The 26,899-nt window shown below is 66.0% G+C and carries 22 protein-coding genes; 6 read left to right on the top strand and 16 right to left on the bottom strand.

All coding sequences use genetic code 11. The annotated features are described in order from the left end of the window. Window positions 1-403: 403 nt before the first annotated feature. On the bottom strand, window positions 404-2,923 hold the full coding sequence (locus G404_RS0116015; protein ID WP_036521768.1) for a TonB-dependent receptor: 2,520 nt from the start codon (window positions 2,921-2,923) through the stop codon (window positions 404-406). 335 nt (window positions 2,924-3,258) lie between these two features. Between G404_RS0116015 and G404_RS0116010 the strand changes: the two genes are divergently transcribed. Further along, window positions 3,259-5,289, top strand: a complete 2,031-nt coding sequence (locus tag G404_RS0116010) for a tetratricopeptide repeat-containing sulfotransferase family protein (RefSeq protein WP_028641976.1) — start codon at window positions 3,259-3,261, stop codon at window positions 5,287-5,289. A gap of 421 nt (window positions 5,290-5,710) precedes the next feature. Beyond that, on the top strand, window positions 5,711-6,061 hold the full coding sequence (locus tag G404_RS20430) for a hypothetical protein (RefSeq protein WP_156906336.1): 351 nt from the start codon (window positions 5,711-5,713) through the stop codon (window positions 6,059-6,061). A 54-nt stretch (window positions 6,062-6,115) separates the two neighbouring features. On the opposite strand, the gene G404_RS0116005 is transcribed toward G404_RS20430, so the two are convergent. From G404_RS0116005 to G404_RS0115990, 4 genes are all read right to left on the bottom strand, one after another. Beyond that, the gene (locus G404_RS0116005; RefSeq protein WP_028641975.1) at window positions 6,116-7,330 is read right to left on the bottom strand and encodes an argininosuccinate synthase; all 1,215 of its coding nucleotides are present in this window, start codon (window positions 7,328-7,330) and stop codon (window positions 6,116-6,118) included. Between the two features lie 144 nt (window positions 7,331-7,474). Continuing rightward, window positions 7,475-8,107 (bottom strand): spermidine synthase, encoded by a 633-nt coding sequence (locus G404_RS0116000; RefSeq protein WP_342663726.1) that lies wholly within the window; start codon window positions 8,105-8,107, stop codon window positions 7,475-7,477. Window positions 8,108-8,196: 89 nt separating this feature from the next. Next, window positions 8,197-8,520, bottom strand: a complete 324-nt coding sequence (locus G404_RS0115995; protein ID WP_028641973.1) for a DUF6481 family protein — start codon at window positions 8,518-8,520, stop codon at window positions 8,197-8,199. A gap of 108 nt (window positions 8,521-8,628) precedes the next feature. Further along, entirely contained in the window at window positions 8,629-9,939 is a 1,311-nt protein-coding gene (locus tag G404_RS0115990; RefSeq protein ID WP_028641972.1) for a M20/M25/M40 family metallo-hydrolase, read from the bottom strand. A 221-nt stretch (window positions 9,940-10,160) separates the two neighbouring features. Between G404_RS0115990 and G404_RS0115985 the strand changes: the two genes are divergently transcribed. Then, window positions 10,161-10,748, top strand: a complete 588-nt coding sequence (locus G404_RS0115985; protein ID WP_051280856.1) for a hypothetical protein — start codon at window positions 10,161-10,163, stop codon at window positions 10,746-10,748. A 511-nt stretch (window positions 10,749-11,259) separates the two neighbouring features. Here the strand turns inward: G404_RS0115985 and G404_RS19425 are convergent. Beyond that, window positions 11,260-12,537, bottom strand: coding sequence for an SAM-dependent methyltransferase (locus G404_RS19425; protein WP_051280864.1), 1,278 nt, complete (start codon window positions 12,535-12,537; stop codon window positions 11,260-11,262). 129 nt (window positions 12,538-12,666) lie between these two features. On the opposite strand from G404_RS19425, the gene G404_RS0115975 reads away from it, so the two are divergent. Continuing rightward, the gene (locus G404_RS0115975; protein ID WP_028641970.1) at window positions 12,667-13,506 is read left to right on the top strand and encodes a PhzF family phenazine biosynthesis protein; all 840 of its coding nucleotides are present in this window, start codon (window positions 12,667-12,669) and stop codon (window positions 13,504-13,506) included. A gap of 113 nt (window positions 13,507-13,619) precedes the next feature. Further along, entirely contained in the window at window positions 13,620-14,972 is a 1,353-nt protein-coding gene (locus tag G404_RS0115970; RefSeq protein ID WP_169719724.1) for a hypothetical protein, read from the top strand. 12 nt (window positions 14,973-14,984) lie between these two features. Here G404_RS0115970 and virB11 read toward each other — a convergent pair whose 3' ends face one another. From virB11 to G404_RS0115925, 9 genes are all read right to left on the bottom strand, one after another. Beyond that, window positions 14,985-16,016: a P-type DNA transfer ATPase VirB11 gene (virB11, locus tag G404_RS0115965; protein ID WP_028641968.1), complete on the bottom strand. Its 1,032-nt coding sequence runs from the start codon at window positions 16,014-16,016 to the stop codon at window positions 14,985-14,987. Between the two features lie 2 nt (window positions 16,017-16,018). Next, on the bottom strand, window positions 16,019-17,128 hold the full coding sequence (locus G404_RS19420) for a TrbI/VirB10 family protein (protein ID WP_051280853.1): 1,110 nt from the start codon (window positions 17,126-17,128) through the stop codon (window positions 16,019-16,021). Then, window positions 17,125-17,862, bottom strand: a complete 738-nt coding sequence (locus tag G404_RS19415) for a TrbG/VirB9 family P-type conjugative transfer protein (RefSeq protein WP_036521744.1) — start codon at window positions 17,860-17,862, stop codon at window positions 17,125-17,127. The genes G404_RS19420 and G404_RS19415 overlap by 4 nt, the downstream gene beginning before the upstream one ends. After that, window positions 17,859-19,079, bottom strand: a complete 1,221-nt coding sequence (locus G404_RS0115950; RefSeq protein WP_028641967.1) for a TrbL/VirB6 family protein — start codon at window positions 19,077-19,079, stop codon at window positions 17,859-17,861. Before G404_RS0115950 ends, G404_RS19415 begins: the two co-directional genes overlap by 4 nt. After that, window positions 19,076-21,472, bottom strand: a complete 2,397-nt coding sequence (locus tag G404_RS0115945) for a VirB4 family type IV secretion/conjugal transfer ATPase (RefSeq protein WP_028641966.1) — start codon at window positions 21,470-21,472, stop codon at window positions 19,076-19,078. Before G404_RS0115945 ends, G404_RS0115950 begins: the two co-directional genes overlap by 4 nt. Beyond that, window positions 21,462-21,743 (bottom strand): VirB3 family type IV secretion system protein, encoded by a 282-nt coding sequence (locus tag G404_RS0115940; RefSeq protein ID WP_028641965.1) that lies wholly within the window; start codon window positions 21,741-21,743, stop codon window positions 21,462-21,464. Before G404_RS0115940 ends, G404_RS0115945 begins: the two co-directional genes overlap by 11 nt. A gap of 1 nt (window position 21,744) precedes the next feature. Next, window positions 21,745-22,047, bottom strand: a complete 303-nt coding sequence (locus G404_RS0115935) for a TrbC/VirB2 family protein (protein WP_036521760.1) — start codon at window positions 22,045-22,047, stop codon at window positions 21,745-21,747. A 5-nt stretch (window positions 22,048-22,052) separates the two neighbouring features. Next, window positions 22,053-22,631, bottom strand: coding sequence for a lytic transglycosylase domain-containing protein (locus tag G404_RS0115930; RefSeq protein WP_245584560.1), 579 nt, complete (start codon window positions 22,629-22,631; stop codon window positions 22,053-22,055). A gap of 99 nt (window positions 22,632-22,730) precedes the next feature. After that, the gene (locus G404_RS0115925; protein WP_028641962.1) at window positions 22,731-24,038 is read right to left on the bottom strand and encodes an Hsp70 family protein; all 1,308 of its coding nucleotides are present in this window, start codon (window positions 24,036-24,038) and stop codon (window positions 22,731-22,733) included. Between the two features lie 120 nt (window positions 24,039-24,158). Between G404_RS0115925 and G404_RS0115920 the strand changes: the two genes are divergently transcribed. Further along, the gene (locus G404_RS0115920) at window positions 24,159-26,444 is read left to right on the top strand and encodes a molybdopterin-dependent oxidoreductase (RefSeq protein ID WP_028641961.1); all 2,286 of its coding nucleotides are present in this window, start codon (window positions 24,159-24,161) and stop codon (window positions 26,442-26,444) included. Here G404_RS0115920 and G404_RS0115915 read toward each other — a convergent pair. Then, complete coding sequence (locus G404_RS0115915) at window positions 26,435-26,896, bottom strand: DUF3237 domain-containing protein (RefSeq protein WP_051280849.1); 462 nt, start codon at window positions 26,894-26,896, stop codon at window positions 26,435-26,437. The genes G404_RS0115920 and G404_RS0115915 overlap by 10 nt on opposite strands. Window positions 26,897-26,899 lie beyond the last annotated feature (3 nt).

The following is a 26,899-nucleotide window of genomic DNA, read 5'->3' as shown; positions in this document are numbered from 1 at the left end:
GCGGCACGGCCTGTGCGTCGCCAAAAACCGGTTTCCCGCTTTAGCGCCGTGCACCAAAGTGCACGCCAATGACTCGTCGTATAGGTCCCATGAAGGCGCCTGTTCATTCAACATTCATGACAAGCGTCCGGGATTGATAATGCGTCATAGCCAAAGTGAGTCAACACCCTTGTCACACGCCTGTAAAAAGGGGGTTCGAAGCCGCCGAATCGTTGCGCACGATTCCGTTGACGCCCGTGTTCATCACGGCCAGCTGCAATGTGCGAAAGCCGGATCGGCGGGGGCACCACATTGGTCAGCCTGGCCCCGTAATGCATTGTGCGCTGCGGCATAACGCTGACGCGCGTGTAAAAAAAGGGGCTGTTAAGGCCCCTTTCTGACAGTTGGCGTGTGGCGTGGCTGATCAATATTTGAACGCCGCCTTCAGGCCGAAGAACTGTGGTTTGGTGGGATAGCTGCGCGACGATCCGGAACAGTACTGGATCGAACAGAACGTGTTCTTTGACAAAATCCCGCGTGAGTCGAAGGCGTTTTCGATAAACGCCTCGATTGACACACCCCTGATCGTGGTGCCCGCCGAAAAGTTGAACGTGGTAAAGCCCTCGGTATCACCCAGCAGCGCATCGTTCGACACGTCGAGGTCGGACGTGCTGCCCGACTGGTGCAGGATCTGGCCCTGGAGGAAGGCCCTGGTTGCGCCCGCGGGGAAATCATAGCGTGCGGTGGCATTGGTTTTGAAGCGGGGCTGGCGCGGCAGGCGGGTGCCCTTGGCGGCGGCAAGGTCCACCCCGTAGGTCGAACAGGTCGGCAACAGTTCCAGATCCTTGTTCGACACCAGATCGCAGAAGTTCGACGTCAGCCTGGCATCGTTATAGGCGCCATTGGCCGACAGGGTCAGGCCGTTGACCGGTTTCCATTCCACATCGGTTTCGATGCCATAGACGCGCGCATCGCCGGCATTCACCGTAACCCCGGCGCCCTGGGTACCGGCGGGGATCACGACATACTGGATGCCTTTCCATTTTTCGTAATAGACCGCGCCGTTCCAGCGCAAGGTGTTGCCCCAGGTGGTTTTCCAGCCCAGTTCGAAATTGGCCAGCGTGTCCGCCTTGTACGGTCCGGCATTGGCCAGCCGGTTGCCACCGCCGGGGCGGAACCCGGTCGAATACGTGGCATAAACCATTTTGGACGGCTCGAACTGCCAGGTCAGGCTGAGTTTGTGGGTTTGGCCGGTCTGGTGGTACTGCGTGTTGGTGTTGATGCAGCTTAACCGCGTGGGGTGGATGAACTTGCCATAAAGGACGCCGGGATCTTCGTTCCAGCAGCCCGGTGTGCCGTTGGCCTGCGTCGCCTTGGCCGCATTGTCGGCGCTGCTCCACGTGCCGGCAAACCCGTAGGTGCCGTTGTCCGACACGAAATAGCGGATGCCGCCGGTCGCCTTGAGCGTGGGCGTGATGGTGACATTGCCTTCGGCAAACGCGGCCCCGTCCTTGAAGTGACGGTTTTCTTCGACCAGGTAATAGACGTCGGTCGAATAGACCCCGTTCAGCGCGGGCGAAAACGGCGGATACGTGTCGGGCACGCCCGTGTTCAACGCCGTGCTAAGCCCCGGTATATAATAATCATCGTCATAGGCCAGGCCCTGGTATTGATAGAACCCGCCCAGCGTTACCTGGACCGGCCAGGATCTGGGGGTGCTCAGCCGGGTTTCCTGGGTAAACTTGGTGTCGTGCTCGTGGCCGAAATACTGCTGCGTCGGGTTGATGAAATTGCCGTTCTTGTCGGTGAAATTGGAATAGTAGTTGCCCACTTTGCCCGCAGCGACAAGCTGGTCATAAGTGACCGAATAATAGGTATAATCATTCGCGTTGGAATTGGTCCGCGAAAAATAGCCGGTGGCCGAGACCACGTCGAAATCCCCAATGTGCCCATGGATGGCAAGTTCGGCCTGATACCAATGGTCTTTGAGATACGTCGGGCTGTAATCGTGCACCGCCAGATCGCCGACGCGCGGGTCAAAGTTGTAGCTGCCTTGCGCGTTCAGGTATTGATAGGTGATCTCGGGCGTGATGGTCCAGTCGGGTGCCACTTCCCAACTGAGCGATGCACGGCCGCCATATTCCTCGTCGGGGTTGTAGGCGTTCTGCACCAGCGCGGCGTTGTCGATGGTGATCGGCACCGATTGGTAATGGTACACGCCGTGGGTGTTGTTGATATAGCCGCCGGTCTTGTCATAAAATGCCATCAGGCGGATCGCCAGGTTCGACGTGATCGGCAGGTTGACAAAACCTTCAACGGTGCCGCCGGCATGGCCTTTGCCGAATTTGTCGACCTGCACGTCCATGCCCGCCTCGATCTTGTCGAATTTGGGCTTGGCGGTGATGATGCGGATCGTGCCGGCGAGCGAACTGGCCCCAAACAGCGTGCCCTGCGGCCCCGACAGCGCTTCGACGCGTTCGACATCATAGATGTGCACTTCGGGATTGTTGCCGGTCGAGGTGATCGGCATATCATCCAGATACATGCCAACCGTCGAGGCCTGCCCGCCGCTGACCGAAATGCCGCGGAAAAAGGGTTCGCTGCGGCCGGGGCCCAGCGTTTCAAACGAGACCGAGGGCAGCATATTGGCATAGTCGGCGAAACTGGCGACGTGGTTCTGTTCCAGCTTGGCCGCATCGAAGGCCTGCAGGCTGATCGGAACCTTCTGCAGGCTTTCAGACTTGTGCGTGGCGGTTACCACGATTTCGCCCAGCGCCGTATTCCCGGCGGGCTGCGGCGCGGGCTCGGGCGCCGCCTGATCGGCGTGCGCCAGGCCCGGGATCAGTGCAAACGTGCCCGACAGCATGGTCGACGCCAGTATGGCGGCAAGGCCGCGCCGAGCGCTGCGGGCCGGCGCGTGCGACGAAATTGCGGCCTGTGTCATGTCGGTCCCCTGTTCCTTGTGTGCGACCCCGGGGCAGTTTTTCACCCGCTTGCACGCACAAACGCGCCCGCCCGCCGGCGATACCCGGCGACCGTTGCCCCGCACGGGGCGGCAATCTGGCAAAACAAAATCCCCATCGGATTGGCGCCCGACGTCGGTGCGCGTGTCCGGCTGCGAATGTGTCAAAGCCGGAAAAAGTGTCAACGGCCTTGCGCCCGGGCGCGCAAAAAGGGTGGCCCGCGGGGCAATCGGGCGCGGGCGCAGGACTCGACAATCGGGGGCGGTTGGCGCAGGTGTTGGCGCATAATTGACCCCCGGGCAGGAGCGTACGGACCATGGCAGACCCCCATGCAGCACAGGAAAGGACCGTTTCCCTTGATGCTGCACTGGCCCATGCCGCCGCGATGCTGGGTCGTGATCCCCGCCTGGCGCTGGCGCAAACGCGCGAGATCCTGAATGCCGTACCCGGGCATCCGCAGGCCATCCTGATCGAAGGCCAGGCGCTGCACACGCTGGGCGATCTGCCCGCAGCGCGCGCGGTGCTGACCCGGTTGAGCGCCGAACAGCCGCGATCGGCGCTGACCGCGTTCGAACTGGCGATGGTCCACGGTGGCCTTGGCGAACATGATCTTGCGGTGATCGCGCTGGAACGGGCGGTGGCGCTGAAGCCCGATCTGCTGGCGGCGTGGCATGCGTTGCCGGTGGCGCTGCGTGCGGCGGGGCGCGAACGCGATGCGCGGCGGGCCGAATTGCGCGGCGTGGCGGCCTCTGCCCGCGATCCGATCCTGGTCAAGGCGGCGATGGCGATGCACGCCAAGGACTTTGCCGCGGCCGAGGCGCTGCTCGACGAACGCATGCGGCTGATGCCGCGCGACGCGGCGGCGATGCGGCTGCGCGGCGAAGTGGCATGGCGGCAGGGCCAGATGAGCGAAGCGGTCGAGCTGTTGAAGCGCACACTGGATATTGCACCGGGGTTTGGCGCGGCGCGCGAACTGCTGGTCCGGATCGTACAGATGGGCCACGACGTGGCGGGTGCGCTTGACCACGCCACGATCCTGCTTGACGATGAACCCGACAATCCCGGGCACGCGCTGCTCAAGGCGTCGTTGCAGGTGCGGCTGGGCGAACAGGACGCGGCGGCGGCGATCTATCGCGATCTGATCGCGCGTGGCCTGGGCAATCCGCGCGTGTGGCTGAACCTGGGGCATGTCGAAAAGACGCTGGGCAACCAGGCCGATTGCATTGCCGCCTATCGGCACGCGCTGGACCACGATCCCGCGCTGGGCGAGGCCTGGTGGAGCCTGGCCAATCTCAAGACGGTCAAGCTGGGGCCTGACGACATTGCCGCGATGACCGCCGTGCAGGATACGGTGGAGGACGACGAACAGGCCAGCCAGCTGCATTTCGCGCTGGGCAAGGCCTATGAGGATGCAGGCGATGTGGGCGAAAGCTTTGCCCATTACGCGCGCGGCAATGCGCTGCGGCGCAAAGGCGTCGATTATGACGAGGCGCGCATCCTGAATGGCGCGCAAGAACACGCCGCGCTGTTTGCGGCGCCGTTCCTGGCCAGCCGGGCGGGGCAGGGATGCCCCGACCACGATCCGATATTCATCGTCGGCCTGCCACGCGCCGGATCGACGCTGGTCGAACAGATCCTGTCGAGCCATTCGCAGATCGAAGGCACGATGGAACTGCCCGATCTGATGATGATCGGCGACCGCCTGCATTCGCGTGTGGAAGACGGAGAATTTGCAAGTTTTGCCGATGTCGTACGGTCGCTTGCGCCGGCCGATCTGACGCGGCTGGGGCAGGAATATCTTGATCGCACGCGCGTCCATCGCAAAGAGGGCAAGCCGCGCTTTATCGACAAGATGCCCAACAACTGGATGTATGCCGGACTGATCCGGCTGATCCTGCCCAACGCGACGATAATCGACGCGCGGCGCCATCCGATGGGCTGCTGCTTTTCAGGGTGGAAGCAGTTTTTCGCACGCGGCCAGCTGTTCAGCTATGATCTGGCGGAAATCGGCCGCTATTACCGCGCCTATGTCGCGCAGATGGCGGCGTTCGATCGCGAAGCGCCGGGTGCGGTGCACCGGGTGATCTATGAAGACATGGTGGCCGATACCGAAGGGCAGGTGCGCCGCCTGCTCGATCATGTCGGCGTGCCGTTTGAAGAGGAATGCCTGGCGTTCTATCGCAACCGCCGCGCGGTGCGCACCGCCAGTTCGGAACAGGTGCGCCAGCCGATCTTTACCGACGGGGTTGATCACTGGCGGCAATTCGAACCCCACCTTGGCCCGTTGCGCGACGCGCTGGGCGCGGTTGAAGCAGCCTATCCGCTGGTGCCTGCCGATCTGGTGTGAACGGGCAGACATGAAATGGGGGCCGGCGTTGCCGCCGGCCCCCACTGCCATCCGCCTTTGCCGCCCCGGCTGACCTTGCGATCATCCCCCCTGCAGCACCGTTTCGGGCGCTGCGCCTGCGCATTTGCGCCGTGCCTGCCGCGGGGGGCAGGCGGGCGATGATCGGCCATGCGGACCGTCCCCGCAGGAACAGGCCGCGCTGGCCCGGCTGTCAAAGCACGCGTGTCCTGCCGTCCTGCGCTTTCGCGCAAGGCTGCAACCCATCGCCGCGCCGACGGATATAACCTGAACCTTGCTTTGTATGACATCGCTCCTGGCTTTGGCCCCGGATGGGGCCTGGGCCAGACGAAATCCCGCACGCAGCAGGATCAGGCTCGGGCATCGTCTGATCGGCACCGGACCGTGGCATTGACCTGGGCCCATGGATTGCTCCGATGGGTTGGGCAAGGCGCAATGCCGCGTTCGTTGTCATTCGGCAGATACCCTATTTCCGCCCGTTGCCCCCATCGCGCACCTCGCCAATGCCCGGGGTCGCCGCGAGGCACCCGTGCAGGTCCGGATTGTGAAAATGGATATGCAAATGGTCGGATCGAGAGCGATTTTTTGCTTGTGCAATCAGACACTTGGTCTGGTTGTTTCAGCGCCATTCCGCTTGCTCGATGTCCCAAGGCTGCGCTTCGAAGGCGAGTCGATCAAGATATTTTCAGCAAAGTTATCCACAGGCCGGCATGTTCGCGGTGGACAACTGGACAAGTGTTTGACGGTGATTTGAAAATTCTCGCCTGCAAAAAAGCCCTCCCGTTTGCGGGGAGGGCTTTTTGCCCGATCAGCGGTCGCGCTGGGCGAGCAGGCGCAGGCGCAGCGCGTTCAATTTAATGAACCCGGCCGCATCCTTCTGGTCATAGGCGCCGGCATCGTCTTCAAACGTGACATGGCGTTCGGAATACAGGCTGTCGGGCGACTTGCGCCCCACCACATAGGCCTGGCCCTTGTACAGCTTCAGCCGCACGGTGCCGTTCACTTTGGCCTGGCTGTGGTCGATCGCAGCCTGCAGCATTTCGCGTTCGGGCGCGAACCAGAAGCCATTGTAGATCAGTTCGGCATATTTGGGCATCAGCTCATCCTTGAGATGGGCTGCGCCGCGATCGAGCGTGATCGATTCGATGCCGCGATGCGCGATGGCATAGATCGTGCCACCCGGCGTTTCGTACATCCCGCGGCTCTTCATGCCGACATAGCGGTTTTCCACCAGATCGAGCCGCCCGATGCCATGCTTGCGACCATAGTCGTTGAGCGCGGCCAGCAGCGTGGCCGGGCTCATCGCCTGGCCATTGACCGCCACCCCATCGCCCTTTTCAAAATCGATGGTGATGTATTCGGCCTGGTCCGGCGCGTCTTCGGGGTTGACCGTGCGCGAGAACACATAGTCGGGCACTTCGGCCCAGGGGTCTTCCAGCACTTTGCCTTCGGACGAGGTGTGCAGCAGGTTGGCATCGGTCGAAAACGGGCTTTCGCCGCGCTTGTCGGTCGGCACCGGCACCTGGTGCGCCTCGGCCCAGGCGATCAGCGCGGTACGGCTGGTCAGGTCCCATTCGCGCCACGGCGCAATCACCTTGATACCCGGATCAAGCGCATAGGCCGACAGCTCGAAACGCACCTGGTCATTGCCTTTGCCGGTGGCGCCATGGGCCACGGCGTCGGCGCCGGTTTCGCGCGCAATCTCGATCAGCCGCTTGGAAATCAGCGGGCGCGCGATCGATGTGCCCAGCAGATAGTCGCCTTCGTAGCGCGCATTGGCGCGCATCATCGGAAACACGAAATCGCGCACGAATTCTTCGCGCAAGTCGTCGATATAGATGTGTTCGGGCCTGATCCCCATCAGCTGCGCCTTGGCGCGCGCGGGTTCCAGCTCTTCACCCTGGCCCAGATCGGCGGTGAATGTCACCACTTCGCAATTGTAGGTGACCTGCAGCCATTTGAGGATGACAGAGGTGTCGAGCCCGCCGGAATAGGCAAGAACGACCCGCTTGATATCGGACATGGACGACTCCGCTGGAAGTGGGGCGCAAGGGATGTGGGCGCGCGGGTATCAGGGCCGGGCACGCGACGCAAGGCGACGGCGCAACGCGGCCACACACCGTGGCCGGGCGCGGGCGGGCACGGCGCGGTCGCGCGCGCGGCGTGGTCAGAGCGGACGATAGGGCCGTTGTGCAAACCAGATCAGGTGGTTGTCGCCTTCGCCATCGGCCTGTTCGCGCACCACCGTCTCGGTCACGTTGAAGCCGGCCTCGACCAGACGCACGGTGAATTCGCGGTCGGGCCAGGCCGACCATACCGCCAGAACGCCGCCGGGCTTCAGCGCGTTGCGCGCCGCCTGCACACCTTCGTCGGTGTAGAGATGGTCGTTGATCCGGCGGGTGATCCCTTCGGGCCCGTTGTCGACATCGAGCAGGATGGCATCATAGCCTTCGTGCGCGGCATCGATCAGCATGGCGACATCGTCGGTAACCAGTTGTACCCGCGGATCATCGAGGCATCCGTCGGTCAGACGGTGCATCGGGCCACGCGCCCACTGGATGATTTCGGGCACCAGTTCGGCCAGCGTGACGCAGGCGTCGGCGGGCAACACCGACAGCGCCGCCCGCAAGGTATAACCCATGCCGTAGCCGCCGATCAGCATTTCGGGCGCGGGGCGTCCGACCAGCCGTTCCCAGGTCAGCGTGGCCAGCGCCTCTTCCGAGGCGCTGGCGCGCGTGCTCATCAGTTCGGTGCGATCGAGCAGGATGGTGAACGCATCGCCGCGCTGGACCAGCCGCAACAGCGCGCCATCGGGTACGCGCGCGGTCGCAATTTCATCATGGCCGTCGAGCGTGATGCGCTCGGGCGGGGCGGGCGGGGTGCCGGCCTCTACGATGACTTGCGCGCCTTGCGTGCGGCATATTTGGCGTCGCGGGCGGCCTTGCGTTCGGCCTCGGTCGGCGGCGGCACGATCGCGGCCAGGGCCTTGGCCTTGGCCAGTTCGGCTTCGGCGGCGCGTTCGGCACGCTCGGCGGCGCGCTGCGCGGCACGTTCGGCAGCGGCGACTTCGCGCGCGCGTTCCTTTTCGATGCGTTCGGCGACCACTGCCGGATCGATCGGCGGTTTTGCTTTCAACCGGGCCAGTGCGGCTTCACGCGCCTTTGCGGCGGCTGCGACCCGATCCTGAAAAGCCGGTTCCTTGTATCCTGCCATGTAGTTGTCTTGAAACCCTTCCGCCCATATCAGCGCGAGGCGTTGCGCATCCGGCCACCACAAGGGCCGGTTGTCGGGCGCCTAGCACGCCATCTGCGCAAAAGCGAGTTAATGACGCGATGTTTCCTTGCTCAATCGTGTCATCAGCAGTGCCGCGCGCTTGATCTGGCGGGGAAAGCTCGACAGGTCGACGCGTTCTTCCGGCGTATGATCGCCCCGGCTGCTGGGCCCCAGGCCGACCAGACCGTCGACATACCGGGCGACAAAGCTGATATCGCCAGCACCGCGTTTCAGCGGATCGAGCGCGGGCATGACAGGCAGGTTCAGATCGGTGTTGATCGCGTTCAACCGGTCGAGCAGCGCCTGATTGCCGGGTGTCGGGGCCATCGGCGGATAGGCCTCGTGAAACACGATCTGCGCGTCCGTCTGGGGCAGGTGGCGTGCGACGATGGCGATCATCCGGTCTTTGACCCGGTCGATCTGACTTTCGGTCAGTGCACGGAAATCGCCGCTGGCCATGGCGATCGGGGGCACGATATTGGTTTTGCCGGTGGCGCCGATCTGTGCCTCGTCAGGGGCCATGGTAACGGTCGCGCCGCCCGCCATCAGCCCGATGTTGAAGGTCAGATCGGGTTCGGGCAGCTGGTCGTGAAACGCGGTGATGATCCGCGCCAGTTCATAAACCGCACCATCGCCCACGCCCGGGGCAAAGATCTGGCCCGAATGCGATGATTTGCCCGTGGCCGTGATGGTATAGCTGCCCGCCGAGCGCCGCGCGATCGATCCGTAGTCCTGACCGTTCTGCACCGACAAGCCTTCGAAATCCAGCGCGACATCGGCGTGGTGCGCCGCCTCGATCAGATCGGCGCGCGACACGCTGATCGGATCACCCGCCGCCTCTTCATCGCCGGTCAGCACCACCTCGATATTGGCGTGCGCCAGCGTGCCGACCGTTTTCATCGCGCGCAGCGCCGCGATCATCACCACCACGCCGCCCTTGTCATCCGATGCGCCGGGTCCGTGCAGGATATCGCCTTCGCGCGTTGCGGTCTGGAATGGCGACGCGGGTTCGAACACAGTATCGAGATGCCCGATCAGCAGCATGCGCGTGGTGCCGGGCCGACCTTTGTGCGTCGCGATCAGATGGCCTGCCCGATGCACCGCATCCATCGGCACCCAGCGCGTGGCAAAGCCAAGTGCGGCCAGTTCGGGTTCAACCAGATCGCGCACTTTCTTGACGCCGGCAATATTGCGGGTGCCGCTGTTTTGCGCAACCAGCCGTTCCAGCAGGCCGATCGCCAGGGGGGTATCGGTGTCCGCCTGGGTGACCAGGGTCTGTTCGATCCCCGACAGCCCGGCAAACGCGGGGGTTGGCAAAGCCAGGACAAGCGGGGCGAGCAGCGCGAATTTGCGGGTCATCATGGCCGATGATACCCGCAGCACCACGCGGTGCAAGCCCTGGCCGGTCTGCCGCGGCGCAACAAGGGGTTGGACGATGGCGGGCTGGATGTGTACGGCAGGTGGCCAAGTCGGCATTTCGTTCGAGACGCTGGCGACCGGGGGACCGTTGCAGACCCCTGCTTGCACTGGAGCGTGATCGATGCCCTGCCATACCCGCACCCAGGCTGTGGACGCCGGTTTTGCCTGATCGCCTGACCGGTCAGACTGCGGCGCTGCGCCCGGGCCGGTTTGGACCGTTTGCCGGGGCAGATCTCGATGCCTTTGATGCGGCGTACACCGACATGGTGGCAGGCTGCCGGTTTCTGATCGCGCGCGGTGCCGATCATCACCGGCTCGCCCTGCCGCCGGTGATCGCGGTGCGCCGCGCGTGCAATTGCCTCAAGGAACTCGATCGGTTTCTGGTGCTGATGGTCGATGCCGCCAACGCAGCGCTGGCGCCACCGCATGGCACCCGCGCTGTCTATGTGCGCGAAGGCGACGCCGCGATGCGGCTGGGCCGCAATGGCGTGTTGCGCCAGGCGTTTGCGCTTGACGCCCCGCGCCTGCGCGCGATCGGCCGGATCCGCGCGCTGGCCACGGGCGACGCCCCGGCCGAGGCGGGCAGCCGCCCGCGCGCCGATCTGGCGCTGGCGACAATGGGCGATGATCCTGCCGATCAGGCGCGCCATGCGCCATTTGTGCTGGGCGATCGGGCGCTGGCCGCAATCGCCGCCTATTACCTGGCGCTGGCCGAACGTCTGCACACCATGGTGGCGCCGGCCGCATGACACTGCCGCCCTGTCCGGACCACCGCGCGATGGCCCGGACAGGCGCTGCGCCCCACATTTGGCCAATCTGTCCGGGCTTCGAACCTGTGCACCGGCCATCATGCACGACGGCGCCAGGCCGTTCCCTTGCCGGATCGGGCCCTTTGCCTGTTCGGGACAGCGGGTCGGGAATGCCGCATGACGGTTCCCGACGGATAGCAGCTGCCAGGACACCCCATGCCCTGTGCAACCCTCCGGAGCTATGGCCAATCCGCCTGTCGCACTGATGCCGCTGCACCGGTTCGAAACCGGCATAACCCCGGCCTCGTCATGGTGACGCAACGGCAATGAAACAGGGACTTTGCCTTAGGGCATCTCCAGATCACTGGACTTTGGACCGACAGCCCCGTGCAATGCCTAGGGAAAAAGCCCTAGATGGGTGACAACATCCTGACAAAATTGACATAATTTCAAAAACCCGGGGTCTGCCCGAACTGGATGCATTTGGGGTGCAGCGCAACAAGACGCTGCGTCACGCAAGCGCTGCTTCACGCAGGCGTGGCACCATGCCCAGCCCATGGGGGCCTGCGTTCAGCCGGTCCTCGGTCGCCTGGATGTAATCGCGCGTGATCGGCACGGCATCGCGGTCGCGCACCAGTTGCAGCTGGAAATTGACCAGACTGGCATGTTCAAAGCCGGTGGCGGCACCCACCAGGTAAAACAGCCACATCCGGTAGAACCGTTCATCGAACAGTTCGACGATGCGGTCGTGCTGCGCCACGCATCGGTCATACCACGCGCGCAGCGTCGGTGCGTAATGGCGGCGCAGCACTTCGCAATCGGCCAGCATCAGCTTGCACGGTTCGATTGCCGCGATGGTTTCGGACAACGAGGGGATATAGCCGCCCGGAAAAATGTATTTGCGCGTGAAATCATCGGTTACCGCCGGGGGTGCTGCCCGGCCGATGGTGTGCAGCAGCATCACGCCATCGGACGCCAGCCGGTTGTGCACCTGGCGGAAAAACGCCGGAAAATTGCGCGTGCCGACATGTTCGAACATGCCCACCGACACGATCCGGTCATATTTGCCTTCGACATCGCGAAAATCGGTCAGGCTGAAGGTCACCGCGTCGGCCACGCCTTCGCGCTGTGCCCAGGCCCTGGCATAACCGATCTGTTCCTTGCTGAGCGATATGCCGTGGACTTTGGCGCCCGATACCTTGTGCAGATGGATCGCCAGACCACCCCAGCCGCAGCCGATATCGAGCACGCTTTGCCCCGGGGACAATGCCAGCTTGGCTGCAATATGGTTCATCTTGGCGATCTGCGCCTGTTCCAGCGTGGTGATCCCGTCGGCCCAGTAGGCGCACGAATATTGCCGATTTGGATCAAGGAACAGATCGTACAGCCGATCGTCGATGTCATAGTGATGCGCGACGTTGCGGCGGCTGGCAGCGCGCGCGTTGATCCGGTTCAACCGACCGACAATTGCCAGCCGCGCTTTGTCGATCAGGCCCAGATTGTCGAGATCGCGCCCGCTGTTCCAGGGGTTGTTGCGCCGCACAAAGCCGATGAATTCCATGATGTCGCCACCTTCGACATCCAGCCGGCAATCCATATACGCCTCGGCAAAACCCAGGCTGGGATTGCGCGCAATCTTGCCCGGCACACCCTTGTCGTGCAGCACCAGGCCCAGATCGGGCCAGCCGGGTGTCGCGCTGCCATAGACGCGTTTGCGTCCGCCGGCTTCGGTCAGGGTCAAGGTGCCGTGGTGAATCAGGCGTTTGAGTGCAGCATCCAGCAACAGCATCGACATCGGCAGCAGCAACCTTTCCAGCATGAATTGGCGGCGTAACCTGACGCTAACGTTGCTTTACTTGGCGATCCTTTGCAAGCCACGATGGTTGCCGACCATCTGCGCCCGGGCTATGCGCCGGCCATGGAACTTGATCTGATCGATGTCTTTGCAAACGGTTCGTTGTCGGGCAATCCGCTGGCGGTGGTGCGCGGGGGCGATGCGTTGACCACTGCGCAGATGCTGGCGCTGACCCGCTGGCTGGGCTTTTCGGAAACAACCTTTCTTTTGCCGCCAAGCGATCCGGCTGCGGATTACCACGTGCGGATATTCTATCCGGCGGGCGAACTGCCGTTTGCCGGGCACCCTACGCTGGGCAGTGCGGCGGCCTGGCTGGCAGCGGGCGGGGTACCGGCGCGCCATGGCGTGGCGGTGCAGCAATGCGGGGTGGGACTGGTCGACGTGCGTGTCGCGGGCGAAACGCTTGCGTTTCGCGCGCCACCCTTGCGCCGTCACGGGCCGCTTGACCCGGTCGAGCGGGCCGAGGCCATAAGGGTGGCAGGCGTCGATCCGGCCGATGTGATCGCGGCGGTGCACGGCGACAACGGCCCGGGCTGGCGATTGCTGCATCTGGCGAGCGCGCAGGCCGTGCTGGCGGCAATGCCCGTGGCGACTGCGCCTGTGCCGACCGATGTCGGGCTGGTCGGTGCCTGGGGGCATGGCGCGCAGCGGCAATTCGAAGTGCGGGCCTTTTTCACCGATGCCAATGGCCGCCTGAAAGAAGACCCGGTGACCGGCAGCCTCAATGCCGCGGTCGCGCAATATCTGGTTGGCGCGGGCCATGCCGCGGTGCCCGGCTATGCCGCGGGACAGGGGCAATGCATCGGCGCCGACGGGCATATCGCCGTCACGATTGAAACCGATGCGGTGTGGATCGGCGGAACGGCGCGGATTGTCGCGCGCGGGGCGACACTGGCGCTTTGACCCGGCGCGGTTCAGCGCCCGGTCACCTTGGCTGTGGCAGGCCGCCTGTCTGACCCGGTCTGCCATCGCGCCCCATGCGCGTCGGGCCGGGCACGGAACAAGGAGTGCCAATCATGCCGGGAACCGGAACGCGCCGACGCGCGCTTGTGTCGATGACCGCCACGCTTGTGCTGACCAGCGCGCTGGGTGCGTGCAACGGTGGCGGCACGCCTGCGCCCACGGGCAGCGCCGACGCGCTTGCGCCGCCGGTGGCGCTGCCGCTGAGCACGACCGTACCGGCAACGCTGGCCTCGGCCCCGCCTGTCACGGCCTTGCCCGCCGGGCAGCCGGTGCGTGTGTCGCACCTGTCGGACCGGCGCGCGGGGTATCGTTATCTCGATCGCGGGCTGTACCAGGAAGACGCGGTTGAGGATGCACCGCCCGATTACAGCTTTGACGATGGCGGGGTGCGCCCCTGGACCTGGGCGACGGGCGATGGCGCGCGGGTGATCAGCGAACCGGTCGCCGGGGGCTATCGCACCTATTATTACGACGCCGGGTCCGACACGCCCTATCTCGTGCGCGATCCGCAATATGCCTATGCCTATGACAACGGTGCACTGGTTACGGTGTTTACCCTGGCCGGCGTGCAGATCGATCTGAACGCGGGCGGCGACGCGGTGCAATATGGCGGGCGCTATCTGGCGCGCGGACACCGCCTGTGGAGCCGGGCAAATTCGGGCCCGCATCTGGCGGTCAATGCCTATGCGTGGAGCGACCGGCGTGCCGATCTATCGGCGCAGCGCATGGCGTGGCAGCGCCACATCGCCGACAACCCCGACTGGTCGGCCTGGAACAGCGCCCACCAGAGCGAGGAACAGGCCCCGTGGAACGATGTGCGCGCCCAGCACCAGCAGGCCGCACAGCAGTTCGTGACCTGGCAGCAGCAGCGTTTCCAGGGTGCGCCGCCGCAACTTTATGCGGCTGATGGATCGGCTCCGCCCGCGCCGGACCATCGCGATCACACCGGCGCGGTGGTTGGCGGTGTCGTGGCCGCCGGCATTGTCGCCGGCGCGCTGCATGGCGCAAACGGCCACCATGCCCCGCCGCAACCAACCATGGGGCCCGCTGCCAGGCCGATGCCTGTGGCCAATCCGCACCTTGCACCCGACGAACAGCGTCGGCAACCCGGGCTTCGACCGGTGCCGGTTGCACCGGCGCAGCCGACCTATCGCGCGCATCCGGTTGCACCGGCGCAGCCGGCCTATCGCGCGCACCCAACAGAACCTGCCGCGCATGTCTACCACCCGCCGGTCTACCACCCGCCGGTGGCCGCAGCGCGCGCCAATCCGCAACCGCAGATGCACGCACAGCCCCGCCCGACAGAACCCATGCCGCCGCGCGCGGCTGCGCCGCACAACGCCCCGCAACCTGGACGGCACGAGGAACCGCATGGCCACGGGCATGATCGGCCCAACGCCGGTTGACGTGAGCCAGTCCTAGGCCAGCGCCTGATCGACCAGCGCGCGGGTCTGCGCAATCGCGCTGATCCGCCGCTGCCCGCCGCTGCGGTCAAGCTGCACCACCCAGTCGATGACGCTGGCGGCATAGGCCAGCGTTTCGCGGCGCGACAGGCCCAGGCCCGCCTGCATCACCATCAGCCCGATCTGTTCCAGCGCGCCGATCGGCGAATTGGCGTGGACCGTCGAAAACGAACCCGGGTGCCCGGTGTTGATTGCGCGCAGGAAACTGACCGCCTCGCGCCCGCGCAATTCGCCCACCACGATGCGATCGGGACGCAGGCGCAGCGCCGCCTGCACCAGATCGTCCGTGGTTACCCGTGCTTCGCCCTGGTCGCCCTTGACCGCGATCAGCCCGACGCCGTTCGCAGCGTGTCCATCATGATCGGGCAGCGTCAGTTCGGGCGTATCCTCGACCAGCACGATGCGTTCGCGCGCCGGAATTTCGCGCAACATGGCATTGAGAAAGGTGGTCTTGCCGGTGGAGGTGCCGCCCGAAATCAGGATCGTCTGGCGCGCGGCAATTGCAGCGCGCAGCGCGGCGATCGGCCGGGCCATCGGATCGGGCATGCTGGTCGCGGCCAGCGGTGCCAGTGGCCCGTGGTCATAGGCATCGAGCGACAGATCGAGCAGCCGTTGCCGCCGGATCGCCATCGCCCAGTGCGCGCGGGTGGCGGGCGGGCCGCACAGCTGGATACGCGCCCCGCCGGGCACCAGCGCGGCGGGCAAGGTTGCCGCCAGCAACGGATTTTCGCGATTGATCGCCTGATGCGTGACGCGCGCCACCTGTTCGGCCAGCCGCGCCATTGTGACATCGGTCACGTGCGGTGCGTCAAAGCGGCGCATCGCCGGCCAGTCGGCATCCTCTACCCAGATCTCGCCGGGCCGGTTGACCAGGATCTCGGTGACGCCGGGGCTGGCCAGCCACGGCCGGAACGGCGCCAGATAGGCGTCGAGATAGACGCTGCGCGGTTCGGGCGCCGGTGCCGGAAAGGGCGTCGGACCGGGCATGCTCAGTGCGCTTCGACGCCGGCAAAATCCAGGTCGCGCGCGGTGAACACGCGGATCGGCTCGCCCGGGTGCACGCGGATGGTCGGGCCGATCTGGCCGGTCTGGCCCACGGCGGCAGCGGCGGCCGATTGCCCGCCGCCCGCGATCACCACACTGGTGCCGCTGCTGCCGATCGCGCTCAGCCCGCTCATCACGGTCAGCAGCATGGCCGATCCGAACCGTTCGAAGAAATGCGAATCCACTTTGCCGCCCAGTCCGGATTCGCCGTTGAACCCGGTTCCGGGCGATCCCAGCGCCACCGCCACGCCATCGGGGCGGATCAGCCTGGTCCAGATCACATAGACCCGCCGCTGGCCCGCCTGCAGCCCGCTCTTGTACTGCCCGACCAAGCGCGAACTGCGCGGCACCAGCACATGGCTGCCGTCAAAACTGCGCACGTCGGCCGAAACGATCGCGCGGGCATAGCCCGGCACGTCGGTGTCGATCGCAGTTTCCAGCACGGCGGGGATCAGCGTGCCTTGCGCAATCGTGGTGCGCGGGTTCAGCGCCACCGCTGCGGTGGCGCCGCCGCTGCCGGTGGCGCCCAGCCGCGCGGCAAAATCATCGCCACCATTGGCAGGCGGTGCACCGGGTGCCGGCTTGGGAGCGGGCGCCGGCTCGGTCACCGGGGCGGCGGTCGCGGGCGGGCCCGCGTTGTAGACCAGCGCGGGGGTGGCCAGCGGATTGCCGGTATTGGCCATGCCGCCGCGTCCGGTGTCGAGCGCGGGCTGGGGCAGGGGCTGGACATTGCCAAGCGGGGTGATCGCGGCGGGCGGGATTGCCGGCATCGGCGCGGGGGCATAGCCGCGCACGGGCTGCACCGGGGCGCTGCTGGCGGCCGCTGCCGGGCGTTCGGCGCGGCTGTGGCTCATGGACCAGAACGTGGCCAGCCCCAGCACGCCGACCAGCGCAGTACCCAGCAGCAGCACCACGGTGTCGGTGCCCTGCCGCCGCCGACCGACCACCGGCAGCACATGGCGCAGCGCAAGGTCGTGATCGGGATGGCCCAGGCGCGGATCGTCGTCGTGCAACGGGGCCGGGCGCGGGGCGGGGCGAAGCGGGCTGTCGGTCATGGGGTGGCGGCCTGCGGGGTCTGATGCTGGTGTTCGATCGTGGCGACACGTTTGCCGGTACGCAGCACCACGGTATCGGGAACACCCTCGATCACGATCATGTCGTCGCGCATGGCATAATTGATCGGCCCTTCGCCGCCGCGCGCATCGCGACCCAGCACCGCGGGCAGCGCCACGCCCTTGGGCCAGGCGACATACGTATCATGGCCATCGGCAAAGACCCGTGCGGGCAACAGATCATGCGCACCGCGCAGCACGAACCCGGTGTCGAGCCTGGCCGGATCGACCGGTGCCGCTGTCGCCTCGCCATGGATCAGCGCGGCTTCTTCTCCGGTCAGCGGCGCGGGCGGGGGTGGTGCCTCGGCCTTGTGCGGCACCTCGGGATAAGCCAGATGCAGGCCATAGATCGCCCGCGCGCCGGGTGCTGCAACCAGATCGAAGAAATACGTGTGGTGATCGGTTACCACCGTCAGATTGGTGCGCGCGCGCTGGCCCAGCGGTTTGAGAAACAGCATGTTGGCGCGCCGGTTGGGGGTAACCTGCCAGGCATTGGCATCGCCGATCGCGACATTTTCGATATGTTCGTCATCGGCCAGCAGGATGGTCGATTCCACCCCGGCGCGCCCGATCAGCCGCACCACCGCGTTTTCGCGATAGGGCACGGTGACCAGCCGCGGATCGCCGGGCAATGCCGGGACGGCCTGGGCCAGAACAAGCGCAAGCAGCAGGCTCATCGGATCACCTGACGGACAGAGGCGGGGCGGAAACGGCTGCCAATGCCCGAAGCGCGGCGCGGACCGGCCGCGCGGTCGGTGCCGGGCAGCGCGGTGGGCATGGTGCGGGCGTCGCGCGATGCCGTCATTGCGGTCATGCTGGTGCTGCGCGCCGTGCCCGGCATCGCCTGGGTACCGCGCTGGCTGGTGGCGGTGGCGCTGCTGAAGGCGGTTGATCGGGCAGGCATCGGCATGATCATGGTGGCCGGATCGGCAGGGCCGCCGGGGGTAAACCGGTAGGGCCGCGCCGGTCCCCGGGGTTTCCACCCGGCGGTCAGGCTGGACATCGCGCGCAAGGCCATGACCATCAGCGCGGCATGGACCGTGGCGATCAGGAAAAATCCGGTCGCGGCACTGCCATCGATCCCGTCTGGGCCCAGCAGACGCGACACCGCCGGTACCGCCAGCTCGAGCGAAAACGCACCGCCCAGCACCACCAGCAGCGGCGCAAATGCCGCCAGCGCCACCGTGCGAACCCACCCGGCAAACAGCCCGCGCGCCATCGGAAACAGCGCCATCACGACAAACACCGGACCGGTCAGCAGCAATGCCGCCAGCACGATGCGGGATGTCACCAGCACGCCGACGGTCGACAACAGCAGGATCATCGCCCCGGCCGAGGCCACGCTGGCCGGCGCAAACCCGGCGTTCTGGCTCGACGGGGCGCGGACCGGCGCCGGAGCCACTTGGCCCGGCGTTGCCTGTGCGGCGGCCGCGGCCTGGGCATTGCGTTCGGCCTCGTCCTCGGCGGCGCGCTGCGTTGCCTCGTTCACCGCGGCAAACACCGTATCGATGCGTGCGGCAAAGGTGGCGGTGGCCGATCCGCGCGTGCCCAGAATGGCACCCGCCAGATCGTCGGGCGCGCGCGTGGCCAGCGTCGTAACCAGCGGGCCATAGACCGCCCAGCTGGTCGAAAACGCCAGCACCAGCCCCAACGCCAGCATCCGCCCCGACAACCCGCCCAGGCCCAGCCGCACCCGCCCGGTCATCAGCCCCAGGCCATAGGCGGCGACATAGATCGTCAGGGCCGCGGTCAGCGCGGGCGCCAGGACCCCGGCCGGGCCGAACAGGTGTGCAAAGCTGCCCGCGCCGGCGTTGGCGGTCATGCAATCGACCGCCTGCAGCGTCGGGGCAACGCCATTGCCCGCCTGCGCCACCAGATTGGCACAATCGGTCATTCCGCAGCCTCGACCATCGCAGCGGCCTCGCCCGGCCAGGCCGAACCGGTCAGGACAGGGTACCAGTCCGCCGGATCATCGCCCAGCCTGTCGCGCACGCTGTCGAGCCGCCGCACGGTCGTCTCGCGCCCCGACAGCACGGTCACCAGATCGCCCATGCCGTCGAGATCGAGCCGCAGCACGGCCGACTGTTCGCCCTGCCGCCACAGGAAACACCGCCCCGCGGGCGGCAAACTGCGCACGATGTCGAGTTCGTGTTCGGACAGGCCGAACCCGGAGCAATAGTCTTCGGCGCGCGCGCGGGGGTTGGGGGTAAAGATCATGGTTGCGGTCTGTTCGACCAGTGCTGCGGCGATCGAGCTGTCGAGCGCATCGCGCGCCGACTGCGTGGCAAAACCGACCAGCGCGTTGCGTTTGCGCAGCGTTTTCAGCCAGTCGCGGATGCGTGTGGCAAACACCGGATCGTCCAGCGCCTTCCAACCTTCGTCAATCAGGATCATCGTCGGGGTGCCGTCAAGCCGTTCCTCGATGCGGTGAAACAGGTACATCATCGTCGCGGTGCGCAACGCCGGGGCATCGAGCAGCGCGGTCATGTCGAACCCGAGCACGCGCTGCGTCAGATCAAGCGCATCGACCGGATTGTCGAACAGCCAGGCATGGGGTCCTCCCGTGACCCAGGGATCGAGCCGGCTGGCCAGGTCGCCGGGCACCGGGCGGCGGCTGCCTGCCAGCAATTCACGAAAATGCGCAAGGCGGCGCAGCGACGGATCATGCGCAAATGCGGCATCGACCGCGCCGGCGATAATCGCGGCCTCGTCCGGCCCGCGCGCGTCAAGCAGCACGCCCAGCCAGTCGCGCAGGAATGCGCGTGTACCCGCGCCGTCGGACAACGCCAGCGGATTGAACCCGGTTGGCGCGCCCGGCACGATGCGTTCGTACCGCCCGCCGATCGCGCGGATGAACACTTCGGCACCGCGGTCCTTGTCGAACAGGATCGTGCGCGGGGCAAAGCGCTGCGCCTGTGCGGCAAGGAAATTCAGCACCACGGTCTTGCCGCTGCCCGACGGGCCGATCAGCGTAAAATTGCCCAGATCGCCCTGGTGCAGGCTGACAAAGCACGGCGTGGCGGCGGTGGTGGCCAACACGGTGACGGCATCGCCCCAGTGGTTGCCGTGCGCACGGCCCATCGCATGGCCGTGGCACGCGGCAAAGCACGCCATGTTGGCGCTGGAAATCAGCGCACGGCGCACGATGAACTGTTCGTTGCCGGGAAACTGCGCCCAGAATGCCGGTTCCAGGTTTACATCTTCGCGCACCGCAATTGCGCCGGCCTCGGACAGCGCACCTGCAACCGCGGTTACCCCGGCATCGAGCGCGGGCAGCGTATCGCCGCGCACCAGCACCGACAGGTGATGATCGCCATAGGTTGCCGCGCCCATGCCCAGCGCATCGCGCGCGGCGTGCAGTTCGGCGCGTTCGGCCATGGCATCCTCGTCGGCGGCGCGCAGGCGGCGCAGCGCCAGATCGATGCGTTCGCGCGCGATCTGGCGATCGGTCGGCGCCCAGGTTTCGGTCAGTACAAGTTCGGTATCGGTCGCCAGCAGCGGATCGATCAGGCCGGGCGCGGTGGCCTCGGGATAGTCCTTGACGCTGACCAGCGCGGCAAAGCCATGGCTGGCCGGTCCGCGCAATTCCAGCGCGTCCAGCCCGAAGCTGGCACGCACATAAGGCAGCATATGGCCGATGTCGGTGCCTTCGACCGGGCGGCGCACGGGGCGCATTTCGCCGTTGTAAAGGCACGACAGCAGTTCCAGAACTTCATTGCAGGTGCCGCCCGCACCCTCGTAATCGCCCAATATGCGCGCGCCCGCCGGCGCCATTGCCGCGGCAAGCCCGGCCGCCGCCGCCATCAACGCACGCAGATCGCCCTGGTCGACGCCGGTTTCGGCACCGCGCAGGCGGCGGCGCAGGCCGTCGATCCAGCCGGTCTTGCCGCGCGCCGGGCGGCGCAACAGCGTGATGAACTGGTCATTGACGTAGATTTGCCCTTCGCCGATGCGGGCCCGCCAACGCGCGTCGATATGCCGCGACATCGGATCGTCGAACGTTCCGGGAAAATCCAGCGCAACCCGCCGCCGCACCACATGGTGGCCAAACACGAACCGCGCATCAAGCCCGGCGCGCAGCCACACATCGCGCTGCGCAGCGTGGGCATTGATTTCGGCCACGTCGGCGGTTTGCGCAGGCCAGCCCGGCACGTGCAGCGCCACCAGCAGCGATCCGTCGCGCAAGACGACGCAATGGCTGCCATCCATCCGGGCATAAGGCAGGCGGTCCCCGGCGCGGGCCTGTCGCGCGCGCCATCCGGCCAGCGGCCCGCCATCACGGGGCATAGGAATTGCATCCCCAGTGGCGCCAGCCCGGCACGCGCGGGCAGCGCTGCACTTTGGTCAGCCACAGATCGAACACGCGCGGTTCGCGCAGGCACGCCAGGTAACCTGCGCCATGCACCACCAACGCAATCCCCAAGGCAAGAAATGTGCGTGTAATCAGAAACACTTCGGTGGTGATCATCAGGTTGATGATGAAAAAGCTGTAGGTCACCCCGGCAAACATCTGCGGCCGGGTCAACGGCTTGCACACGCGCGGGCGAACCAGTTCCATGTTATCCCGCCGCCTGCCGGATACCGGACACGATTGCCGCCGCGCCGAACAGCACGAAGCAGCCCACGATCACGGTAACGCCCATGCGCCAGTTCAGCCGGCCGGTGAGCATCATCAACCCGCAGGCGGCCACCGCCATGACCGCCACGGCGGTTGCGACATTGCCCATCAGCGTGCCCTGCAGCCACAGCAGCGCGGCCAGGATCGGCCCCGACCCTTGCGGATCGGTGGCGGCCTGCGCCAGCGCATGACCGGGCGCAAGGGCAAGGGCGACAATCAGGCCAAACGCGGCGGGGCGGGGCATCGCAATCATCTCCTGTCAGTGGACCCTTGGGCCAGGCGCGCCATGATGGCGGCCACATAGGCGCGGGTTTCGGCAATCGGCGGCACGCCGCCGGCGCGGGCAACCCGGCCCGGCCCGGCATTGTAGGCCGCCAGCGCGAGTTCCAGATTGCCGTGAAAGCTGTCGATCAACCGCCGCAGATAGCGCGCACCCGCGGTGACATTCTGCACCGGATTGTCGGGATCGGCGCCCATTGCACGCGCGGTCTGCGGCATCAGCTGGGCCAGGCCGCGCGCGCCCTTTGGCGAAACGGCATTCACGTGCCAGCGGCTTTCCTGCCAGATCAACGCCTCGATCATTGCCGGGGCAAGGTCATAGCGCGCGGCCAGCGCATCGATCGTGGTGCGCCATTGTGCGGGCACCGTGGTCAAACGCGGGGGCAGCATGGGTGCGGTGGGGGCGTGGGCCGGGCCACCGCTGATCCATTGCGGCCCGTTTGCATCGATCGCCATGACATCGGCGTGCGCCGGGCCTGCCATGGCCAGCGCCGCAGCCGCACCGCAAAGGGTCAGCGCCGCCGTGGGAATCTGCAAAAGCACCCGCATGGTGCATGCATGCCACAGGAAACGCGCCGGTTGGCAGTGCAAATAGATGACGCGTGCGATTTTTTGCGTGGACAACCACCCATGTCGCCGCGCCATCGGTTACGCGACAGTGTCGGGTGCGGCCCATTGCTGCATGTCGCCTGCCTGCCCGATCAGCGCCAGGCCATGCGCGATCGAGGTCAGTTCGCCGCCGTCGGCAATCCGCCCCTCGCCAAAGCGCCGCACGAACAGATCGCGCACCGCCGGGATCAATGACGATCCCCCGGTCAGAAACACATGGTCGATGGCATCAGGGGCAAGGCCCGCATCGGCCAGTGCCGCATCGACCGTTTGGGCGATGCGGTCGAGATCGGGCGCGATCCAGCTTTCGAACTGGGCACGGCTGACGTCGGCGTCGATCGCCAGGCCTTCGCCGCGAAACGTGAAATGGGCGTGGTCGTGCGATGACAGCGCGCGTTTCAGGCCGCCCACCGCTTCATAAAGGCCGTGGCCCAGTTCGTTTTCGACCACCGCGATCATTCGCCCGATCGCGGCGGGATCGGTGGCGCTGTGCTGCAGCCGAGCCAGCGCCTCGCGCGTGCGGCGATTGCGCAGCATGGCCAGGCGCGACCAGTCGCCAAAATCGGCAAAGTGCCCCGGCGGGATTTCCAGCACTTTGTCGAACGACCGATACGTACCACCTTTGCCCAGCATCGGCAGGACCAGTTGATCCATGATGCGATAGTCAAAGCGGTCCCCGGCGATGCCGATGCCCGCCGCACCAAGCGGTTCGCAGCGTTGCGCCGCGCCGGGTGCGGCCACGCGCACGATCGAAAAATCGCTGGTGCCACCGCCGAAATCGGCCACCAGCAGCACTGCCGGATCGGTCAGCCGCGCGGCGAAGCTGAAAGCGGCGCCCAGTGGTTCGTAGACATAGTGAACCTGCCGGCCAAGCGCTGCAAACATTGCGTCATACCGTGTGCGCGCCAGCGCCGCATCGGGCCGCGATCCGACAAAACGCACCGGGCGCCCCACCACCACGCGTTCGGGCAGATCGCGCAAGGGCGCCCCGCCCTTGGTCTGCAAATGATTCAGAAAAATCCGGCCCAGTTCTTCAAACCGCAGGCGCTTTTCAAACAGCGTCGCATGTTCGAATGCGGGGTTGGCCGCGACCGACTTGAACGACTGGATAAACCGCGAGCCCGATGGAAAATCCAGGAATTCGGCAATTGCCCAGGGCCCGGCTGCATTGGCCAGCCCATGGCGCACGGCCTCGTCCTGCCAGAAACACAGCGCCGAACGGAACACCTGCGCCGGGCCGTCGGGCGTGGCGAAATCGACCAGGTTGACCGCGCCTGTGGCATCGGCGCGCGCGACCACCGAATTGGTCGTGCCGAAATCGATGCCGATCGAACCTGGGGCAGGCATGGGGGAATGAACTCTTGCAAAGGGGGGCGGGCGGCCGGCTATGGCAGTGTGCGCCCGATGCCGCAACCGGCGCGCGGATTTGGGTTCTCAAGCCGGAAAAAAAGCGCAACACTGCCCACGGTGACCACGCGCAGCTATTCCGCAGCCCACTGGGGCATTTACGAGGTGACCGGCAATCCCGGGCAGGATCCGGTCTTGCGCGCCTTGTCCGACGATCCCGATCCGACCCGCATCGGCCTGGATCAGCTTGATCCCGCGGTGCGGCGATTGCGCGTGGCGCGTCCGGCGGTGCGGCGCGGCTGGCTTGAGACGCGCACGCGCGAAGGGCGCGGGCAGGACGGGTTTGTCGAAGTCGACTGGGATGTCGCGTGCCAGCTGGTTGCAGGCGAAATCGCGCGGGTGCGCGAAAGCTTTGGCAACCGGGCGATTTTTGCCGGGTCGTATGGCTGGGCCAGTGCCGGACGGTTCCATCACGCGCAAAGCCAGCTGCACCGGTTCTACAACACCATCGGCGGCTATGTGCGCAGCGTCGACAGCTACAGCCTGGGCGCGGGCCGGGTGCTGATGCCGCATATCGCCGCCGACATGGACAGCGCGATCGCATCGCACACCAGCTGGGACCGGCTGGCGCAGGCCTGCACGCTGTTTGTCGCATTTGGCGGGGTGCCGTTGAAAAACACGCAAGTCGCGTCAAGCGGGGCCGGGCGCCATCGCGCACGCGCCGGGTTGCAGGGGCTGGTCCGCGCCGGCGTCAGGATCATCAACATCGGCCCGGTGGGCGACAATTGCGAGGCGGGCGATTGCGTCGAATGGATCCGCCTGCGCCCCAACACCGATACCGCGTTGATGCTGGCGCTGGCCCACACGGTGTTGCACGATGCGCGGTTCGATCGCGGTTTCATCGACAGCCACACCGTCGGGTTCGACCGGTTTGTGCCCTATTTGCTGGGCACGACCGACGGCGTGGCCAAGACGCCCGAATGGGCCGCGCCGATCACCGGGGTCGATCCGGCGACGATCCGCATGCTGGCCGACGCCATGCTGTCGCATCGCACGATGCTGTCGGCGGCCTGGGCACTGCAACGCGCGGCGCATGGCGAACAACCGTTCTGGGCGCTGATCACGCTTGCGGCGATGCTGGGGCAGATCGGATTGCCCGGTGGCGGCTATGCCATCGGCTATGGGCCGATGAACACGATGGGCAGCAGCCATGTGAAACTCCCGGGCCCCGTCCTGCCGCAGGGACGCAATGCGGTGGCCGATTTTATTCCGGTGGCGCGGCTGGCCGACATGCTGCTGAACCCCGGGGGCCCGTTCCGGTACAACGGCGGGCATTATCATTATCCCGATATCCGCCTGGTGCACTGGGCCGGTGGCAATCCGTTCCACCACCACCAGGATCTCAATCGCCTGCGCCGCGCCTGGGCCCGGCCCGAAACGATCATTGTCCAGGAACCATACTGGACGGCGGCGGCGCGCCATGCCGATATCGTGCTGCCCGCCACGATCGCGCTGGAACGCAATGACATCGGCTTTGCCACGCGCGAAGGCCATGTGATCGCGATGAAGGCCGCGATGGCCCCGCAGGACCAGGCGCGCAACGATGGCGATATCCTGGCCACCATTGCCGAACGGCTGGGCGCGCGTCGGGCCTTTGACGAAGGCCGCGGCGAAATGGAATGGTTGCAGCATATCTATGCCGAAAACCGCGCGCGTGTGGCGGCCATCGGCATCGACCTGCCCGAATTCGATGCGTTCTGGCAGGCAGGGCTGATCGACCTGTCGGTCCACGATGCGCCGCATGACATGCACGGCGCGTTTCGCGCCGATCCCGTGGCGCATCCGCTGGGCACGCCGTCGGGGCGGATCGAAATCTTTTCCGAACGTATTGCCGGGTTTGCGCTTGACGATTGCCCGGGCCATGCGGCGTGGCGCGAACCGTTCGAATGGCTGGGCGCGCCGCTGGCGCAGCGTTATCCGCTGCACCTGATTTCCGATCAGCCCGCGCGCCGCCTGCACAGCCAGCTTGACCCATCGCCATGGAGCCGCGCCGGCAAAGTGCAGGGGCGCGAAGGCGTCCATATCCACCCCGACGATGCAGCGATGCGCGGCATTGCCGATGGCGAGGTGGTCGAACTGTTCAACGACCGCGGGCGTTGCCTGGCGGGCGCGGTGCTGAACCCGGCGATCATGCCGGGCGTGGTGCGGCTGTCGACCGGGGCGTGGCACGATCCCGACGGCATGCTTGACCGGCACGGCAATCCCAATGTTCTGACGCTCGATCGCGGGGCTTCATCGCTGTCGCAGGGGTGCAGCGCGCATTCGTGCCTGGTGGATATCCGTCGGCTGACCGAACTGCCCCCGCCGGTGCGCGCGTTCGACCCGCCCGTGCTGGATCAGGGCTGAGCATGTTCCAGCGCATACAACTGATAGACCACCCCCTCGGCGGTTTCGCGGCCTTCGCCCACGGCCACGGTACGGTTCAGCCAGGCGTAGCGCGTGTCACTCGTTTCAAACTGCGCCTGCACCTGGAACAGGGTGTCGCCAAACTGGCATGACCCACCACTGGCCAGACAAGCATTCACCGCGTCGCTGACCTGATAAAGCCCGATATAGCGGACATCGATCAGCGCTCCGTCATCGGTCTCAAACGTCTTGCGCACGTCAAGCCGGCACAGGCCGTCTGCGCCTTCGAGCATCCAGTCACCCCCGCCGGGCAGGATCCGCCCGCGCAACCGTGCGCCGGTGAATTGGCCTTCGCCGATCACATACGTCGTGCGAGTGCCGAACGGTGTGCGGCCGATCGCCTGGACGGTGATCGGATTGGTGAACGACAGCAAAGGTTCGAGCGTGATCATGGC

Source organism: Novosphingobium acidiphilum DSM 19966 (genome assembly GCF_000429005.1).
Lineage (GTDB): Bacteria > Pseudomonadota > Alphaproteobacteria > Sphingomonadales > Sphingomonadaceae > Novosphingobium > Novosphingobium acidiphilum.
The sequence above is the reverse complement of the archived record's forward strand: the minus strand, read 5'-3'. Positions and strand labels throughout refer to the sequence as shown.

Bases quoted from the DNA above. Each gene is read 5' to 3' on its own strand.
- G404_RS0116015 (WP_036521768.1), bottom strand. From the start codon at position 2,923: ATGACACAGGCCGCAATTTCGTCGCACGCGCCGGCCCGCAGCGCTCGG.
- G404_RS0116010 (WP_028641976.1), top strand. From the start codon at position 3,259: ATGGCAGACCCCCATGCAGCACAGGAAAGGACCGTTTCCCTTGATGCT.
- G404_RS20430 (WP_156906336.1), top strand. From the start codon at position 5,711: ATGGATTGCTCCGATGGGTTGGGCAAGGCGCAATGCCGCGTTCGTTGT.
- G404_RS0116005 (WP_028641975.1), bottom strand. From the start codon at position 7,330: ATGTCCGATATCAAGCGGGTCGTTCTTGCCTATTCCGGCGGGCTCGAC.
- G404_RS0115995 (WP_028641973.1), bottom strand. From the start codon at position 8,520: ATGGCAGGATACAAGGAACCGGCTTTTCAGGATCGGGTCGCAGCCGCC.
- G404_RS0115990 (WP_028641972.1), bottom strand. From the start codon at position 9,939: ATGACCCGCAAATTCGCGCTGCTCGCCCCGCTTGTCCTGGCTTTGCCA.
- G404_RS19425 (WP_051280864.1), bottom strand. From the start codon at position 12,537: ATGCTGTTGCTGGATGCTGCACTCAAACGCCTGATTCACCACGGCACC.
- G404_RS0115975 (WP_028641970.1), top strand. From the start codon at position 12,667: ATGGAACTTGATCTGATCGATGTCTTTGCAAACGGTTCGTTGTCGGGC.
- G404_RS0115970 (WP_169719724.1), top strand. From the start codon at position 13,620: ATGCCGGGAACCGGAACGCGCCGACGCGCGCTTGTGTCGATGACCGCC.
- virB11 (WP_028641968.1), bottom strand. From the start codon at position 16,016: ATGCCCGGTCCGACGCCCTTTCCGGCACCGGCGCCCGAACCGCGCAGC.
- G404_RS19420 (WP_051280853.1), bottom strand. From the start codon at position 17,128: ATGACCGACAGCCCGCTTCGCCCCGCCCCGCGCCCGGCCCCGTTGCAC.
- G404_RS19415 (WP_036521744.1), bottom strand. From the start codon at position 17,862: ATGAGCCTGCTGCTTGCGCTTGTTCTGGCCCAGGCCGTCCCGGCATTG.
- G404_RS0115950 (WP_028641967.1), bottom strand. From the start codon at position 19,079: ATGACCGATTGTGCCAATCTGGTGGCGCAGGCGGGCAATGGCGTTGCC.
- G404_RS0115945 (WP_028641966.1), bottom strand. From the start codon at position 21,472: ATGCCCCGTGATGGCGGGCCGCTGGCCGGATGGCGCGCGCGACAGGCC.
- G404_RS0115940 (WP_028641965.1), bottom strand. From the start codon at position 21,743: ATGGAACTGGTTCGCCCGCGCGTGTGCAAGCCGTTGACCCGGCCGCAG.
- G404_RS0115935 (WP_036521760.1), bottom strand. From the start codon at position 22,047: ATGCCCCGCCCCGCCGCGTTTGGCCTGATTGTCGCCCTTGCCCTTGCG.
- G404_RS0115930 (WP_245584560.1), bottom strand. From the start codon at position 22,631: ATGCGGGTGCTTTTGCAGATTCCCACGGCGGCGCTGACCCTTTGCGGT.
- G404_RS0115925 (WP_028641962.1), bottom strand. From the start codon at position 24,038: ATGCCTGCCCCAGGTTCGATCGGCATCGATTTCGGCACGACCAATTCG.
- G404_RS0115915 (WP_051280849.1), bottom strand. From the start codon at position 26,896: ATGATCACGCTCGAACCTTTGCTGTCGTTCACCAATCCGATCACCGTC.